At 30.0% G+C, this 18,279-nt stretch carries 15 protein-coding genes; 8 read left to right on the top strand and 7 right to left on the bottom strand.

The genetic code is table 11. The features are described 5' to 3' along the window. The first annotated feature begins 3 nt into the window (after positions 1–3). The 5 genes from H0I29_RS17510 to folE all read left to right on the top strand — a co-directional run bounded on the left by H0I29_RS17510 (position 4) and on the right by folE (position 4,189). Positions 4–372: a copper resistance protein NlpE gene (locus H0I29_RS17510; RefSeq protein ID WP_218753713.1), complete on the top strand. Its 369-nt coding sequence runs from the start codon at positions 4–6 to the stop codon at positions 370–372. Positions 373–378: 6 nt separating this feature from the next. Continuing rightward, positions 379–951 carry a pentapeptide repeat-containing protein gene (locus H0I29_RS17505; protein WP_218753711.1) on the top strand — a complete coding sequence of 191 codons (573 nt, stop codon included), beginning with the start codon at positions 379–381 and terminating at the stop codon, positions 949–951. A gap of 41 nt (positions 952–992) precedes the next feature. Beyond that, positions 993–1,931 carry a YihY/virulence factor BrkB family protein gene (locus H0I29_RS17500; protein ID WP_218753709.1) on the top strand — a complete coding sequence of 313 codons (939 nt, stop codon included), beginning with the start codon at positions 993–995 and terminating at the stop codon, positions 1,929–1,931. A 117-nt stretch (positions 1,932–2,048) separates the two neighbouring features. Then, positions 2,049–3,416: a histidine--tRNA ligase gene (hisS, locus tag H0I29_RS17495; RefSeq protein WP_218753707.1), complete on the top strand. Its 1,368-nt coding sequence runs from the start codon at positions 2,049–2,051 to the stop codon at positions 3,414–3,416. A 104-nt stretch (positions 3,417–3,520) separates the two neighbouring features. Continuing rightward, complete coding sequence (folE, locus tag H0I29_RS17490) at positions 3,521–4,189, top strand: GTP cyclohydrolase I FolE (protein ID WP_240915486.1); 669 nt, start codon at positions 3,521–3,523, stop codon at positions 4,187–4,189. 206 nt (positions 4,190–4,395) lie between these two features. Here folE and secA read toward each other — a convergent pair whose 3' ends face one another. From secA to H0I29_RS17470, 4 genes are all read right to left on the bottom strand, one after another. After that, positions 4,396–7,737, bottom strand: a complete 3,342-nt coding sequence (gene secA / locus H0I29_RS17485) for a preprotein translocase subunit SecA (RefSeq protein WP_218753705.1) — start codon at positions 7,735–7,737, stop codon at positions 4,396–4,398. 142 nt (positions 7,738–7,879) lie between these two features. Next, positions 7,880–8,101, bottom strand: a complete 222-nt coding sequence (locus H0I29_RS17480; protein WP_065318236.1) for a DUF2795 domain-containing protein — start codon at positions 8,099–8,101, stop codon at positions 7,880–7,882. 169 nt (positions 8,102–8,270) lie between these two features. After that, the gene (locus H0I29_RS17475; protein ID WP_218730797.1) at positions 8,271–8,843 is read right to left on the bottom strand and encodes a cob(I)yrinic acid a,c-diamide adenosyltransferase; all 573 of its coding nucleotides are present in this window, start codon (positions 8,841–8,843) and stop codon (positions 8,271–8,273) included. 91 nt (positions 8,844–8,934) lie between these two features. Further along, on the bottom strand, positions 8,935–9,711 hold the full coding sequence (locus H0I29_RS17470; RefSeq protein WP_218730796.1) for an O-methyltransferase: 777 nt from the start codon (positions 9,709–9,711) through the stop codon (positions 8,935–8,937). A gap of 86 nt (positions 9,712–9,797) precedes the next feature. On the opposite strand from H0I29_RS17470, the gene H0I29_RS17465 reads away from it, so the two are divergent. After that, positions 9,798–10,589 carry a polysaccharide biosynthesis/export family protein gene (locus H0I29_RS17465; protein WP_218753703.1) on the top strand — a complete coding sequence of 264 codons (792 nt, stop codon included), beginning with the start codon at positions 9,798–9,800 and terminating at the stop codon, positions 10,587–10,589. Positions 10,590–10,595: 6 nt separating this feature from the next. Further along, positions 10,596–13,064, top strand: coding sequence for an exopolysaccharide transport family protein (locus H0I29_RS17460; RefSeq protein WP_218730794.1), 2,469 nt, complete (start codon positions 10,596–10,598; stop codon positions 13,062–13,064). Positions 13,065–13,144: 80 nt separating this feature from the next. On the opposite strand, the gene H0I29_RS17455 is transcribed toward H0I29_RS17460, so the two are convergent. Further along, entirely contained in the window at positions 13,145–13,618 is a 474-nt protein-coding gene (locus H0I29_RS17455) for a nucleoside deaminase (protein WP_165733465.1), read from the bottom strand. Between the two features lie 89 nt (positions 13,619–13,707). Then, on the bottom strand, positions 13,708–15,105 hold the full coding sequence (gene fumC / locus H0I29_RS17450; RefSeq protein ID WP_218753700.1) for a class II fumarate hydratase: 1,398 nt from the start codon (positions 15,103–15,105) through the stop codon (positions 13,708–13,710). 159 nt (positions 15,106–15,264) lie between these two features. Here fumC and H0I29_RS17445 point away from each other — a divergent pair, with 159 nt between their 5' ends. After that, positions 15,265–15,438, top strand: a complete 174-nt coding sequence (locus tag H0I29_RS17445; protein WP_165733463.1) for a hypothetical protein — start codon at positions 15,265–15,267, stop codon at positions 15,436–15,438. A gap of 292 nt (positions 15,439–15,730) precedes the next feature. Here H0I29_RS17445 and H0I29_RS17440 read toward each other — a convergent pair whose 3' ends face one another. Further along, entirely contained in the window at positions 15,731–18,193 is a 2,463-nt protein-coding gene (locus H0I29_RS17440; RefSeq protein WP_218753698.1) for a TonB-dependent receptor, read from the bottom strand. Between the last annotated feature and the right edge of the window lie 86 nt (positions 18,194–18,279).

Below are 18,279 nucleotides of genomic sequence, written 5' to 3'. Positions count from 1 at the left end.
AAAATGAAACATATTATAAAAGTTATAGCGGTAGTTTGTATTCTATTTTCAGCATGTAAAAATAATACAGCACAAGATGTTTCTGGTGTTTATATTGGCGAATTTCCATGTGCAAGTTGTACTGGAATCGATAATAAAATGACCTTAAATTCTGATAAAACTTTTGTGTTAGAGAGTGTATATAAGGGACAAGGTGATGATACTGTTTTTACGAAAACAGGAAATTATTCCGTTGAAAACGGAAAAGTAATTTTAGAGTTGGAAACGAGTCCTTTTAAATATGAAATTGGAGACAATTACATTGAAATGCTAGATATTGATGGTAATAAAATTGAAAGTGAATTAAATTATAAGTTAACAAAACAAGAGTAATTTTAGATGACAGATACTTATTTTGATAGCGAAGAATTTACTAAAATAGATTACAGGAAAACTAAAATAAACAAAGGTGAGTATGACAATTGTATATTTACCAATTGTAATTTTGAGAATGTACATGCGTCCAATATTCAGTTTGTAGAATGCGAATTTATAGATTGTAATTTTAGCAATGCAATTTTAAATAATACTGCTTTTAGAGAGGTTGCTTTTATCAATTGTAAAATGATGGGAGTGAAATTTAATGAATGCGATGCGTTTTTATTACAGTTTAGTTTTAAAGATTGTCAATTAAGTTTTTCGTCTTTTTATCAATTAAAAATTCCGAATACAAAATTCAGTAATTGTAACTTACAAGAAGTCGATTTTACAGAAGCAGTTTTAACCAATTCCATTTTTGATAATTGTGATTTTAATGGCGCAATTTTTGGTGAAACTAATTTAGAAAAGTCAGACTTTAGAACCGCTTTTAACTTTAATATCAGTCCGGAAAAGAATCGCTTAAAAGGAGGGAAGTTTAGTAAAGAAAATATTATTGGGCTTTTATCAGAATATAAAATTAATATTGAGTAAGTTTTTCCCTTTGGGGAGATTTATGTAAGGCAAAAGGGCTAATGAGTAGGGAGATAGAAGAAAAACTAGAAAAAATACCAGTTGTAAATTTCTTGGTACTATTTGGAAAAAGAATAAAAATTCCTGGTTTAGAAGGAATGTCTTTGTACGATGTAATAGAAATGTACATCATTGGTATTGTAAAAGGTGCTTTAACAACTAGAGCAGGAGGAATTGCATTCAGTTTCTTTATGGCTGTTTTTCCTTTTTTACTGTTTATCTTAACGTTAATTCCATACATTCCAATAGAAGGTTTTCAAGAAGGGTTATTTTCATTTATTAAAGAAGTTTTACCACCACAAACTTTCGAAGCTGTAGATGTTGTGTTAAAGGATATTATTAATAATCAATATGGAGGTTTGCTTTCTTTTGGTTTTTTACTGTCTATCTTTTTAATGACAAATGGTGTGAATGCTATCTTTGGTGGTTTTGAACATTCATATCATATAACTGATGTTAGAAATGTTTTTAGAGCCTATTTTGTTTCTTTAGGTGTTTCTTTATTAATGTCATTCTTTTTAATTATAGTAATAACTTCACTAATTTTATATCAATTTGCATTGTCTAAAATTGATGAAACAGGTTGGTTAGATACATCCGATTTAGATCTGTTTTATTATGGAAGAAGTCTCATTTTTTTAGTGATGATTTTCACGATAGTTTCGTTGCTTTTTAGATACGGAACAAAACAAGGAAAACAAACAAAATTCTTTTCTGCAGGAGCACTTTTAACCACAGTTGTATCTTTGTGTACGTTTTATTTATTCGGAATTTATGTGGTAAAATTTGCGCAATACAATCAATTATACGGTTCTATTGGTACTCTTTTAATCTTGATGTTATTTGTGTGGCTAAATGCAATTATCTTATTGTTAGGCTTTGAGTTAAACGCTGCTATTTATGCTTTAAGGTTCAGAAATAAAATTGATTCTATTTTATAACATTTCTAAGTTTTTCACGATATTTGCGCTCGCTAAAAGCAATTATCATTTAACAATTATCAGTAATCTAATCTGGTTTATTAAAAAATGATAAATGAACATTGATAACTGATTTATATGAAACCAAGTATTCCAAAAGGAACTAGAGATTTTTCGCCAACAGAAGTAGCTAACAGAACGTATATAATGAATACGATAAAAACTGCTTTTGAAACATTCGGATTTCAACCTATAGAAACGCCAAGTTTTGAGAATTCATCAACCTTAATGGGGAAATATGGTGAAGAAGGAGATCGTTTGATTTTTAAGATTTTAAACTCTGGAGACTTTTTAAAGAAAGCAGATGAAGGTCTTTTATCAGAGAAAAACAGCTTAAAAGTAACTGCTCAAATTTCAGAAAAAGCGTTACGTTACGATTTAACAGTGCCCTTTGCGCGTTACGTTGTACAACATCAAAATGATATTACGTTTCCCTTTAAAAGGTATCAAGTACAACCTGTTTGGAGAGCAGACAGACCACAGAAAGGACGTTTTAGAGAGTTTTTTCAGTGTGATGCAGATGTTGTTGGTAGTAAATCTTTATGGCAAGAAGTAGAATTTGTACAATTATATGATACCGTTTTTAGTAAACTTGGTTTAGCAGGAACGAATATTAAAATTAATAATAGAAAAATACTTTCTGGAATTGCAGAGGTTATTGGAGCACAAGATAAATTAATCGATTTTACGGTGGCTTTAGATAAGTTAGATAAAATTGGTAAAGATGGTGTTGTTAAAGAAATGTTGTCTAAAGGAATTACAGAAAATGCCATAGAAAAAGTACAACCTTTGTTCGATTTTTCTGGGTCTAATTTAGATAAACTAGCTTCGTTAGAAAGTATGTTGTCAACTTCTGAAGAAGGAACAAATGGAGTAGAAGAGTTGCGTTTTGTAATTAATTCTGTGGAAGAATTAGGTTTAGAAACAGCAACTTTAGAAGTAGATGTTACTTTAGCAAGAGGATTAAATTATTACACCGGTGCAATTTTTGAGGTTGCTGCGCCAAAAGGAGTAAAAATGGGTTCTATTGGAGGAGGTGGAAGATATGACGATTTAACAGGAATCTTTGGTTTAAAAGATGTTTCTGGAGTTGGTATTTCTTTTGGATTAGACAGAATCTATTTAGTATTAGAAGAGTTAGGTTTGTTTAAAGCTGTAGACTTACCAAAACCTAAGGTTATTTTCTTAAATTTTGAGTCTGATACGGATGTTCTAAAAATGAAAGCCATTAAGGTTTTAAGAGAAAATAATATAAAAAGTGAATATTATCCTGATTTAGCAGAAAGTAATAAGGCACAAAAACGACAATGGAAATACGTTAGTTCTAGAGAAATAGAATTTGTAGTTACTAATGTAGTAAATGATGTTTTTACTTTAAAGAATATGAATTCAGGAGAGCAAACAGATGGTGATTTATCAGAAATACTATCCTTACTAAAAGCATAAATTATAGTTTTATAATTTTTATTGATTCGTAAACTAAAATAATACGTTGCAAACACGTAAATTTGCACTATAATAAGAATGAAATGTTTGAATTGAGCAGCAAAATGAATGACGAAAGAATTGAAGAAATAGGAGAGAATCACGTTGGTACATCAGCCAAAACTCCATTAAGAGCAGATGCTTTTGATATAACTGATGAAGAAAAAATTGAAAGAATTCAACAGAGTGTTAAGGATATTTTAACCACTTTAGGTTTGGATTTAACAGACGATAGTTTACAAGGAACTCCTAAAAGAGTTGCTAAATCTTTTGTTAATGAACTTTTTATGGGATTAAACCCTAAAAATTTACCAAAAGCTTCAACTTTTGATAATAATTACAATTATGGTGAAATGTTGGTAGAAAGAAATATCGTTGTATATTCTACTTGCGAACATCATTTATTGCCAATTATTGGTAGAGCACATGTTGCTTACATTTCTGATGGGAAAGTAATTGGACTTTCTAAAATGAATAGAATTGTAGAGTATTTTTCTAAGAGACCTCAAGTGCAAGAGCGTTTAACAATGCAAGTTGTACAAGCCATGCAAGAAGCTTTAGGTGTAGAGGATGTTGCTTGTGTTATTGATGCAAAGCATTTATGTGTTAACTCTAGAGGGATTAAAGATATTGAAAGCTCTACTGTTACTGCAGAGTTTGGAGGTAAATTTAAAGAAAAAGAAACGAAAAGAGAATTTTTAGAGTATCTTAAAATGAATACAAGTTTTGAATAAAACTATTATTTCTGCTTAAACAGAATTTTATAAATATTAAAAACCGTTTAGAAAATTTCTAAACGGTTTTTTTGTATCTAATATTTTGTTGAATTATTCTCGAAATAATAAAAATGAATGCTGTATTCTTTAAAATAAAAAAGTCCAGAGCTTAAAACTCTGGACTTCTATTGATATACTGTTTCTTTTAATAGAAAATAAATAGATTAGTTATTTACCAATACCCATTCTCCTTTTTCTAATAAAGGAATTGCTTGTTTAAATTTGACAGCTTTTTCTTCTCCGCTCATTACATTTTTAATAGTAACGCGCTCATTTCTTCCAACTTTAGGTTGTTCACGTACTATGGTTTCAACATGTTCAGATTGTTTTTGACGAGAGCTTTCTATAGCTTGCTCTGTAGAGTTTTGAACATCTGCTTTAGATGTATTTAAACTTTCTCTTTTTTGTTGACGCGCTTCTGAAATTTGATTTGCATCTTGACTAGGAAGCTCTCCTTTAAATAAGAAAGATAAAACCTCTCTATTTATTTCATCAACGGTAGTTTTAAACAATTCAAAAGCCTCAAACTTATAGATTAATAAAGGATCTTTTTGCTCATAAGATGCATTCTGAACAGATTGTTTTAAATCATCCATTTTACGTAAATGATCTTTCCAGTTCTCATCTATAATTGCCAACGTAATATTTTTCTCGAAATCTGTAATTAAACTTTTTCCTTCACTTTCATAAGCATCTTTTAAGTTGGTTACAACTTGTAAAGATTTAGTTCCGTCTGTAAAAGGAACTACAATTCTCTCATAACGATCACCTTCATTTTCAAAAACATCTTTAATTACAGGAAGCGCTAAAACGGCATTTCTTTCAATTTTGTTTTTGTAATGTTCAGTAACAAGATCATATAATTTGTCTGTGATTTCTTTTTGTGAAAGTTTATCAAATTCTTCTTCTGTAAAAGGTGAAGTCATTGATGAAAATTTAATCAATTCAAATTCAAAATTATGAAAATTCTTAACAGCTTTATTCGTATTTGTAATAGATTCGCAAGTGTCATAAATCATGTTTGCAATATCTACTTGTAAATGTTTACCATCTAATGCATGACGTCTTCTTTTATAAACAAACTCACGTTGAGCGTTCATAATATCATCATATTCTAATAAACGCTTACGAATACCAAAGTTGTTTTCTTCTACTTTCTTTTGTGCTCTTTCAATAGATTTGGTAATCATAGAATGCTGAATTACTTCACCTTCTTTTAAGCCCATTCTATCCATCATTTTGGCTATTCTATCAGAACCAAAAAGACGCATTAAATTGTCATCTAAAGCAACGTAAAATTGAGTAGACCCAACATCACCTTGTCTTCCTGCACGTCCACGTAATTGTCTATCTACACGTCTAGAATCATGACGTTCTGTACCAATAATAGCTAAACCACCAGCGTCTTTTACTTCTTTAGATAATTTAATATCTGTACCACGACCTGCCATATTTGTTGCAATGGTTACAATACCAGGTTTACCAGCTTGCGCAACAACATCAGCTTCTCTTTTGTGTAATTTTGCATTTAAAATATTATGAGGAATCTTACGCATTTGTAACATTCTACCTAATAATTCTGAAATTTCTACCGAAGTTGTACCAACTAAAACAGGTCTATTTTGTTCTACTAATTTTACAATATCTTCAATTACTGCATTGTATTTCTCACGTGCAGTTTTGTAAATTAAATCTTCTTTATCATCCCTTTGAATAGGTCTGTTTGTAGGGATTTCTACAACATCTAATTTATATATTTCCCATAACTCACCAGCTTCTGTAATTGCTGTACCTGTCATACCAGACAGTTTTCTGTACATTCTAAAGTAGTTCTGTAAAGTTACGGTAGCAAAAGTTTGAGTAGCATCTTCAATTTTTACATTTTCTTTTGCCTCAATTGCTTGGTGTAATCCGTCTGAATAACGACGACCGTCCATGATACGTCCTGTCTGTTCATCAACAATCATTACTTTATTGTCCATAACAACATACTCAACATCTTTTTCAAAAACAGTGTATGCTTTTAATAGTTGATTCATTGTATGAATACGCTCACTTTTTATGCTAAAGTCTTTGTATAACTCTTCTTTTTGAGCAGTTTTTTCTTCTTTACTACTTTCAGAATTATCTATTTCACCAATTTTAACTCCGATGTCTGGTAACACAAAGAAGTTTTCATTTGCAGTTTTTTCTGATAAATCTGCAATTCCTTTGTCTGTTAAATCAATTTGATTATTTTTTTCTTCAACAACAAACCATAAGTCTTCATCTACTTGTGGCATTAACTTGTTGTTATCTTGCATGTAGTAGTTTTCTGTTTTCTGCAAGATTTGTTTATTTCCCTCTTGAGATAAAAACTTAATTAATGCTTTGTTTTTAGGTAATCCTCTGTAAACTCTTAATAATAAGAATCCACCATCTTTATCATTACCGTCTGCAATTAATTTTTTGGCTTCAGCAAAAACACTTACCAAATGATTTTTTTGTTTAGTAACTATTTCAGAAACTAAAGGTTTTAATTCGTTAAATTCATGTCTGTCTCCTTGAGGTACTGGTCCAGAAATAATTAAAGGAGTTCTAGCATCATCAATTAAAACAGAATCTACTTCATCAATAATAGCGTAGTTAGGAGCTCTTTGTACTAAATCGTCTTTAGAGCTAGCCATATTATCACGTAAATAATCGAAACCAAATTCGTTATTTGTACCATAAGTAATGTCTGCGTTGTAGGCTTTTCTACGTGCATCAGAATTTGGTTGATGATAATCGATACAATCTGTTGTAAAACCATGAAACTCAAAAATTGGTCCCATCCACGCTTTATCACGTTTTGCTAAATAATCATTTACGGTTACTAAATGAACTCCGTTACCAGTTAATGCATTTAAATAAACAGGTAGGGTAGAAACTAATGTTTTTCCCTCACCAGTCATCATTTCAGCAACTTTACCTTGGTGTAAAACGGATCCACCAATTAATTGAACATCATAATGAACCATGTCCCAAGTAACAGCTTTACCCGATGCATCCCAAGAGTTTGCCCAAAAAGCTTTATCACCTTCTAAAGTAACGTTATCTCTTTCTGCAGATAATTCTCTATCAAAAGCAGAAGCTGTAACTTCTACTTGTTCATTTTCTACAAAGCGTTTTGCAGTTTCTTTTACAACAGCAAAAGCTTCTGGCATAATTTTAAGTAAAGTTTCTTCAGAAACTTTATATGCATCATCTTTTAGAGTATCTATTTCAGTATAAATATCTTCTTGACGATCTATATTTGCTGTCTTAGCTTCTTCTTCTAATTCAGTAATTTTAGTATCAAATTCTTTTGTAGCGATTTTTATTCTTTCTTTAAACTCAATGGTTTTTGCCCTTAAAGCATCATTAGAAAGTTTAGAAAATTCTATCTCGAATTTTTTTACATTTTCAACAACTGGTTGTAAAATTTTTAAATCTTTTTCTTGTTTATCACCAACAAAAAGTTTGATTACTGAATTTAAAATATTCATTTATTATGTTATTTTCAGTTAAATTAATAACTGCATTATAGTTCCGTATCAGGTTTTTTAAAAGCCTGAAAAATAGTTTCCTAGGTTGTAAGAAAACAAAAAAAAAGCCTCTTTAGAGACTTTTTATATTTAATTATTATGTTTAGTATTCATCCTCATTCCAAAGATAATCATCTTCGGTAGGATAATCTGGCCAAATTTCAACAATTGAGTCATACGCATCACCTTCATCTTCTATATCTTGTAGGTTTTCTACTACTTCTAAAGGAGATCCAGTTCTAATAGCGTAATCTATTAATTCGTCTTTGGTTGCTGGCCAAGGCGCATCTGCTAAATAAGATGCTAATTCTAATGTCCAATACATTTCTTAATGTTTAATTTTGTGCAAAAATAATTTTTTTACTGAATTATACAAGTCTTTTTTAAGAAATATATAGAGAAGTTATTCTTTCAATTTGTTAATATCTTAAAATTAATGCTTTAAGGATGAGATAAAATGAAAAACTTCTTTAAATCGATAAAAAAAGAACGTGTTAGTTTTTTGTAGGAATCCATTTGATTTCGGCTACTGATAAGTCTTTGGACAACTTTCGTGCCAACGTAAAAAGGTAGTCAGAAAGTCGGTTTAAGTATTTTAGTATGTCAATATTAATGTTTTCTTGATCATTTAGTTCTACAACTAAGCGTTCTGCCCGTCTGCAAATGCATCTTGCAATATGACAAAATGACACAGATTGATGTCCGCCAGGAAGAATAAAATGAGTCATTTGAGGAAGCTCTAAATCCATTTTATCAATTTCTTCTTCTAAAAACAGAATAGAAGCATTATCAATTTTTGGAATGTTAAGTCTCTCTTTTCCATTTTTTAAAGTTTCTTTTTCTGGAGGCGTTGCTAACATGGCACCTAAAGTAAATAATTCATTTTGAATTTTTAATAAAGAATCTTTTATAGGTATACTTATGTCTTGATCTTTTATTAATCCAATATAAGAATTTAGTTCGTCTACATTACCATAACTTTCTATACGTAAATTGTATTTTTTTACTCTAGTACCTCCAAAAAGAGCAGTTGTACCAGCGTCACCAGTTTTTGTGTATATTTTCATAATATTAGTCGCGGTTTTTCATTAAATCAAAGTTACAAAGTTTAAAAAGAGTGCTGTTTAAAATTAACACGATTTAACACTTTAAAAAAAATTAGACTCTTATTTTAAAATGTTCTTTTTCTTGTTCTTTTCTAAAGAAAACAATTCCCCAGTAAAAAATATCAACGGTAACGGTTACTTTTTTGTGATTTTTAATTTCTGTCCAGGCTTCTTTCATTTCGTCACTCCAATAAATGTCATCAAAAATCCATACTGAATTATTAGTAACCGTATCTAAACAAGTATTAAAATAATGTAAGGTGTCTTTTTTTGTATGATTCCCATCAAAATATATACAATCGAATTCTTGGTTTTTAATAGCTAAAGGTAACGTTTCTTTAAAATCACCTGTAATTATTTGAATGTTTTTGTAATTGTTATTAGAGAATAAATAATCTGCAACTTTACTTGTTTCTGGGCAACCTTCTAATGTTGTAATATTTGTTTTATTATTTCCAATTTTAATTGCTGATGTACCTAAACCTAAAGAAGTACCAATTTCTAATAAATTATCAGGTTTAAAATATTGAATTAAACGAATTAATAATTTAGCTTTTTTGTTTGATAAACCTGCAATTTTTGCAATTTTAGAAACTTGACGCTCATTATTTTTAAAAACTTTAGATCCTGCACCAAAATCTGTGACTTTTATCAAACTTTTGTTGTCTAATAATTGTTGTTTTGTTTTAGAAAACAATTTTACTAATATTGGATCTGTTTTTTTATAAAAACATTTGGTTATTAAATCATACACAAAAGGAGAGTGGACCCCATGTTGATTAGATGATTTTACGAGAAATTTTAAATATTTTGTTATCAAATAAATCATTTTTATATAAAAAACGAAAGTAAAATAAAATTATAGTAAACCACTTTTAAAAAGTATATTTGTGCATATTTATGATTAAAATTACAATGAGAAACCATTTTTTACTGCTCTTATTTATTCCTTTTCTTTTTTCGTGTATACCAGCTAAGGATATAATTTATCTACAAGGAGAGCCAATTGCAAAAAAAGAGATTAAAAGAATTAATAATATACCCTACAAGTTACAGGTTGATGATATCTTAAATATAGATATAAAATCTAATGAAGAGTCTTTAGTCGCTGTTTTTAAGAAACAATCTACAGGAAATGCAGGAGGTGCTGCAGCTGGTCTTAGTGAAGGAGCATCTTATTTTTCTGGATACAGTATAGATAGTTACGGAAACATTAGAATGCCAACTTTAGGTGAAATTAATGTTTTAGGATATACAGTGCTGGAGGTTCGGGAAAAAATAGAAAATGAATTAAAAAAATTCATTAAAACCCAAGAAGAACTTTTTGTTTCAGTAAAATTGGCTGGTATTAAATATACCGTTATTGGAGAAATAGGAAGTCCTGGGCCTAATGTTATATTTCAAAATAAGCTTTCAATTATAGATGCCATTTCTAGTTCTGGAGATATTACTGCTGTTGGAAATAGAAAAAAAGTTGAAATTATTAGAAACTCAATTACGGGAACAGAAAAATTTACAATTGATTTAACACAAATAAGTGCTTTTGATTCTGATGTTTTTTATGTTAAACCAAATGATATTATAAATGTTATTCCATTGAAACAAAAAACATGGGGAACAGGTACTACTGGTCTTGGAGCACTCACAACAATTGTTTCGTTATTTACATTGATAAGTACTACTTTTATTTTAGCAAGAAATTTATAGGGATTTATGGATAATTTAAATAAACTAAATAACAGTACTATTCAAGCTAATGTTGATGTTAAAGGGTATGTTTTTAAGGTTTTATCTTATTGGAAACTTTTTTTTGTAACTATTATTATTGCCTTGATAGTTGCCAAATTTATGAATGATTATAAAACAAAAATTTATAATCTAAATACCGTAATATCTGTAAAAGAAGAAAACAATCCATTGTTTTCTACAGGAACAAACATAGCATTTAATTGGGGAGGAGCAAGTGATGCCGTAGAAACTATAAAAGTAGTTTTAACTTCTAGAACACATAATGAAAAGGTAGTTAGAAAATTAAATTTCTTCATAAACTATTTAAAAGAAGGCAGGTATAGGTTAGTGGATGTTTATGGTTACACTCCGTTTGTGGTAGATTTAGATACTAGTAAACCTCAATTATATGGACAACTTATACAAGTAGAAATTACAGGTGAAGATACTTATAAATTATCTTTTGATCTTAAAGAGAATACTTCAAATGCTTTAATTACCTATGATACAAATACAACAAGTGTTCACAATTTTTCCTCTCCACTTTTTTCTAAAGAGTATAAAATTGATGAACAGATAAATACTGAATTTTTAAATTTTTCATTGCAAAAAACCAAAAAGTTTACTGTTGGTGAAAAATTTTATATTCAATTTGTAAGTTTTGATGGAACTGTAGGTAGTAATAAATCTATTGGTGTTGAAGGTATAGCTAATGGAGCTTCTATGCTTAGATTGTCTAAAGGAGGTACAAATAAAAATAGAATTGTAGACTACTTAAATGCAACGGTTGTTATTCTTGATGAAGATAAGCAAGAACAAAAAATTCTTTATGCTAAAAAGACGAAAGATTATATAGAGCTTTTGTTTACACAATTAGAAGATAGTTTACAGCGAATAGAAAAGGAATTAGGGGTTTTTAAGGAAAAAAATAATATTTACAATTTATCTGAAGAAGGTAGTCTTGTTTTTAATGAAACTATTGAGATAGATCAAGAGAAAAAAAATGTTTTAGAGTTTAATGAATATCTTAATAATTTAAGAAGTTATTTACTTTCTCACGATACCTATGGGGAAAATATTCCTGTTCCTGCTTTAATAGCTGTTCAAGATGGGAAGATTTCTGGTGAAATATCTACACTTATACAATTATCTAGTTTAAGAGAAAAATTAAGAGGTTCTGTAACAGATAATCATCCACAGGTTATTAAGTTGAGTAATGACATTAATATTTCTAAAACTAATTTATTAGAAAATATATCCACTTTAAAAGTTGTTAATCAAAATAAAATTAACAAATTAAATGCTGAATTAGCTACTTATAAAAGCAAACTTAAAAAATTACCTAAAACAGAACAAGGTTTATTAAAGTTTGAAAAAAACTATCAAATTTCAGAAGCAAATTATAATTATTTGAAGCAAAAAAGTTACGAAGCAGGTTCTGCAATTGCTGCAAATGTATCTGATGTTAAAATTATAGATACGGCTAAAGACTTAGGTAATGGTCCTGTATATCCAATACCAAGTTTTAATTATTTAGTTGGTTTAATGTTGGGAATTGTTTTTCCTTTATTTTATATTATTACTAGAGAGGTTTTAGATAATAAAATTCACACAGCAGAGGATATTCAAAATAACTATGCAATTCCTGTTTTAGGTGTTGTAGGTAAAAACCATGGAAATAATAATCTAGCGGTTTTTAATAAGCCAAAATCCTCAGTTTCAGAATCCTTCAGAGCGCTTAGGTCTAATATTCAATTTTTATTTAAAAATACAGATTCAGATAAATCCAAAACATTGGTTTTAACTTCTTCAGTAAGTGGTGAAGGGAAAACAATGATTTCTATAAATATGGCAACTGTTTTTGCTTTAAGCGGAAAGAAAACAGTTTTAGTAGGTTTAGATTTAAGAAAACCTAAAATTTATGATGATTTTGATTTAACCAATGATGTTGGTGTGGTAAACCACTTAATCAAGCAAAAGACATTAGATGAAATTATAATTAAGACTAAAGTGCCAAACTTAGATCTTATTTTGTCTGGACCAATACCTCCAAATCCTTCTGAATTATTATTGAATGAAACAGCAGACAAGATGATTAAAGACCTTCAAGAAAGATATGATTATGTTATTATTGATACACCACCTGTTGGTTTAGTTTCTGATGCATTAGAGTTGTTTAAATATGGAGATGCTATTATTTATGTTATCCGTCAGGATTATTCCGAAAAGGGAATGATGAGAATGATAGATGATAAGTATAAAAATAAAGAAGTAACCAATATTAGTTATGTTTTAAACGACTTTTCTATAAAGAATAAATACGGTTATGGTTACGGCTATGGTTATGGCTACGGTTACGGCTATGGTTATGGAAAATACGGTAATGGTTATCATGAGGATGAAGATAATAAAGGCTTCTTCTCTAGAATATCTAGTTTATTTAAAAAGAATTAAAAATTAAAAAAGCATCGTTAATTCGATGCTTTTTTAGTTATATAAAAACTGAGGAAAAATTTCAGTTTTTTAGAGGGAATTTAATAAGCTGTTTTATCTTGCTTTTCTGCCCATTTATTAAAAGGCTCTAGTGCAATCTCTCTTCCTATTTGCTCAAACGGAATGCTTCTTTTCTCGTAAGGTAAAGGAATTTCTTTGTAGATAAATTCATCGTCAAAGCCAATATTTGCAGCATCTTGCTGATTACTTCCGTAAAAAACTTTGTCTGGTCTTGCCCAGTAAATAGCACCTAAGCACATAGGGCAAGGTTCGCAAGAAGTATATATAATACAACCGTCTAACTGAAAAGAACCAATATTTTTACAAGCATCTCTTATTGCAGTAACTTCTGCGTGTGCAGTTGGATCATTGGTAGATGTTACTTTGTTATTTCCGCGACCAATTACTTCTCCGTCTTTTACAACGATACACCCAAAAGGCCCCCCTTCGTTATTATTCATTCCTTTTAAAGCTGCTTTTACAGCTTCGCTCATAAATTCTTCGTGTTTGTTCATCTTCATTTTCTTTTATTATGATTTACTTTGTTTAGCCAAAAAAAGCTGCATAAGGTATGCAGCTTTTAGAGAATGTAAAATTAATATTTTTATTTTAAACCGCCGGTCATTTCTTCTGGTTTTACCCATTCGTCATATTGTTCTGGAGTTACATAGCCTAAACGAACAGCTTCTTCTTTTAAAGTTGTTCCGTTAGCATGCGCTGTATTTGCAATTTCTGCAGATTTATAATACCCAATTTTAGTATTTAAAGCAGTAACTAACATTAAAGAATTATTTACCAATTCTGTAATTCTAGCATGATTTGGTTCTATACCAGCAGCACAATGTTCATCAAAAGACTTACATACATCACCAATTAATTGAGCAGATTGTAAAACATTTGCAGCCATTACAGGTTTAAAAACATTTAATTCATAATGTCCTTGAGCACCACCAATTGTTACGGCAACGTCATTACCCATCACTTGAGCAGCAACCATTGTCATAGCTTCACACTGTGTTGGGTTTACTTTACCTGGCATAATAGAAGATCCAGGTTCGTTTGCAGGAATAATAATTTCTCCAATTCCAGATCTTGGTCCTGAAGCCATCATTCTAATATCGTTGGCAATTTTATTTAAAGAAACAGCAATTTGCTTTAAAGCTCCATGCGTTTCCACTAAAGCATCGTGTGCTGCTAAAGCTTCATATTTGTTTTCTGCTGTAATAAATGGCATTCCTGTAAATTGTGCAATATATTTTGCTACCAAAACATCATAACCTGCAGGTGTATTTAACCCTGTACCTACTGCTGTACCACCTAAAGCTAATTGAGATAAATGATCTAAAGTATTATTTAACGCTTTTAAACCGAAGTTTAATTGTGCAACGTAACCAGAAAACTCTTGACCTAAAGTAAGTGGAGTAGCATCCATTAAATGCGTTCTACCAATTTTTACTACATCTTTAAAAGCTTCTGTTTTTGCTTTTAAAGTATCTCTTAATTGTGTAATTCCAGGAATAGTAGTTTCTATAATTTTTTTGTAAGCAGCAATGTGCATACCAGTAGGAAATGTATCGTTAGATGATTGCGATTTGTTTACATCATCATTTGGCTGAATCACTTTTTCGCCTTCACCAATTACTTTTCCTGCAATTTCTTGCGCTCTATTAGCAATTACTTCATTCACATTCATGTTAGATTGTGTACCAGAACCTGTTTGCCAAATAACTAAAGGAAACTGATTATCTAATTTTCCTTCTAAAATTTCATCACAAACTTGTGCGATTAAATCTCTTTTTTCTTCTGTTAAAACACCTAATTCTGCATTTGTATATGCAGCTGCTTTTTTAAGATATGCAAAACCATAAACAATTTCTAATGGCATAGAACCAGAAGCACCTATTTTAAAGTTGTTTCTAGAGCGTTCTGTTTGTGCACCCCAATATTTGTCTGCAGGAACTTCTACGTTTCCCATAGTGTCTTTTTCGATTCTATATTTCATAATTATAATGTAAATTTTAGATACACAAATTTACAAAAAACTATGATTACATAAAGTTGATATTTATCATTTTTAGATAACTAAAAAAAATGTTTTTTTGATGCCTATCTTTTAAAAATAAATATTATTTTTGCATTAATAATTTTACAAAATATACAAATGTTAGATTTTTCAGAATTTTCAGGATTGGTTTTATTTATGTTTATTTTTACAGCTGGTTTTTGGTTGTTAATATTCTTATTAACATTTGTGGTTCCTTACTGGATTGGTGGAACTATCTGGGAAAATATGAAGTTAAAGAAAGAAGCTAAAAAAGCTGCGGAAGGTAAGTAGTCTTTTTAAACCATATAATTAAAAAAAACTCGTTCATTTATTTGAACGAGTTTTTTTTTGGCGTTACCACAAGGGGCGGGCTTTCTGTTACAAGTCCTCGTTTTTTACAAAGGTAAAAATCTGTGGGCTTTTCACTACAATCCCTAACGCGGGCAAACTTGCAAAAACTTGTTGTAGTAACAAATAATTAGCAAATATGCCCGCGTTAGGGATTGAAGCAATTGTTTGAGCTCTTTTTTCTTTTTCAGAAAAAAAGCGAGTGTGGAAAGCCTGTTAAAACGCCCAAATACTTTTAAAATTCATCTCCGCCACCATCATCTTCTCTATTTTCAGCTGGTTTTCTATCTTTTTGGTTTTTACTCTGATTAAATCTGTAGGTAAAAGTTAAAGACACCTGGCGCATTCTTCTTTGAAATGTTTGGTCTGTGATATTGGTTGGGTTTTCTCTACTTGGAGCGTACCCAACAACCTCGTACTTTCTAGAGTTAAAAAGATCACTAACATTAAGTACTAAGGTTCCTTTGTCTTTTAAAATATCTTTACTAAGTGCTATGTTTGTAGATAAAATACCTTCTCTCTCGCTTTGTGCATCGTTTTTTGGACCGTAATAAAAAACTCTTGTTTGAGATTGAATATCCCAAGGAAGTGTAATTTTAGCATCGAAACGTGTGAACCAAGAGTCGTTTTTTGTGTCGAAATTTTGAGTAATAGGTGTTAGGTTACCATTACTTGGGTCTGTAACGTTGTAAGTGTATTCTCCTTCTGTTTCGAATTGATAGTAGTTAAAGCTACCAGAAAAACGTACTTTTCTACTAGCATTATAATTTGCTGTAAATTCAAAACCAGATCTGTCTTCTGAAGCCAAATTAATTGGTTGTCTAATAATTACATTGGTTTCTTGTCCGTTTACAACTCTAACATCTTGACTGTTAACTCTCGAAATATTGTTTGTTGAATGTTGGTAATAAATAGAAGAGTTTAAAGTTAATTTACCCCAAGTATTTAAGTAACCTAAATCGAAAGAATTTGTATATGTAGGGTCTAGGTCTACGTTTCCTTTAGAAAAAATAACTTCACTTTCTCTACTTTCAAATGGGTTTAAATAGCGAGAGCTTGGTCTTCTTAACCTTTTACTATACCCTAAGGTAAAACTTTGATCATCGTTTAATTCATATCCAAAGTTTACGGTTGGAAATAAATCTGTATAATTTTTATTGTAATTTTCATTGTTATTCAATAATTGAATATCAATGTTTGTAATTTCTGCTCTTAAACCTAATAAATAAGAAAACTTGTTAATTTTACTACCAAATTGTGTGTAAAAAGCATTTACATTTTGAATGAATTCTAAGTTATTAGAAGGGTTGTATGCTGGGTCTAAATTAGGAGCAACAACTAGGTAATTTGATGATAAATCTTGGAAACTACCACGGTAACCTGCTTCAAATTGCGAGTTTTTACCAATTGGTAACACGTAATCTGCCTGCACTAAATTGTCTATAGAATGTTCGTTTGTAGTGTTTGTTTCTGGGTTTATATCTATAATAATTGCATTCTCGTTTTCCTTACTAGCACTATGTTGTAAATCTAGCGTTAATTTATGTCCGTCTTCATTAAAATTATTTACATAATTTAAAGAAAACTGTAATGTTTTATCATCTTCTCCTTCAGTTTGAATACGTGTAGAGTTGTATAAATTGTTATCTAAAGCATCAAAAGAGCTAATGTTATTCTTAGAAATATCATTACCATCAGAATCTCTTACAAATATAGTACCTGTAATAGAACTTTTTTTGTTTAAATAATATTCTAAACCAAAATTAGCATTAAAGCCTTTTCTACTTCGGTCATTATCTCTGTTTTCTACTCTAATACTATCTATATTTCCATTAGATAGGTAAGTTATATCAGAATTATAAACACCAGGACCTGAATTATCGTTATATCCTAAATTAGTAAAGACATTTATTTTTTCGGTACGTAAATTTAAATTTACACCACCTTGATAATTTTTAGGATCTCCAACAGTAACGTTTACAGAACCATTTAAACCAGAAGATTTTCCTTTTCTTAAAATGATATTTAAAATACCTGCAGTTCCTTCAGAATCGTATCTTGCAGATGGAGATGTAATTACTTCAACTCTTTCAATAGCATCAGAAGGTAATTGTTTTAAGGCATCTGCACCGCTTAAACCAACTAAAGCAGATGGTTTTCCGTCTATTAAAATACGTACGTTTTCACTACCTCTTAAACTAACAATTCCTTCGGGATCTACGTCTACAGAAGGTACATTGTCTAAAACATCAGAAGCGGTACCACCTTTAACCGTCATGTCTTTACCAACATTATATATTTTTTTATCTAAACGAATATCTACAGTAGATTTTTCGGCTATAACAACCACTTCATCTAAACTACTAGCATCTTCATATAGTTTAATAGTTCCTAAGTTTTTGTTTGATGAAATTTCTTGAACTGGAAATTTGATGGTTTTAAAAGAAATAAACTCTACACTTATTTCGTACGTTCCTTTTGGGTTTTTAATATTAAAACTACCTGTTTGATCTGTAATTCCACCAGAAACTACTTGCGTTTCAGTGTTTTTTAAAACTACAGTAGCATATTCTAATGGTTGATTGGTGTTTGCATCTACAACTTTACCTGTAATAGAAATGGTTTCATTACTAGGCTTTTGAGCTAGCAAATAGGTTGATGTTAATAGGCAAAGTAATAAGAGTGTAATTTTCTTCATAATTGTCTTTGAATCTTGTTATTTTAAGACAGCAAAGTTCTCTCTAAGTTTAATTAGAAGTAGTTAAAGAAAAGTTAAACAAAACA

Source organism: Polaribacter sp. R2A056_3_33, assembly GCF_019278485.1.
Lineage (GTDB): Bacteria > Bacteroidota > Bacteroidia > Flavobacteriales > Flavobacteriaceae > Polaribacter.
The sequence above is the reverse complement of the archived record's forward strand: the minus strand, read 5'-3'. Positions and strand labels throughout refer to the sequence as shown.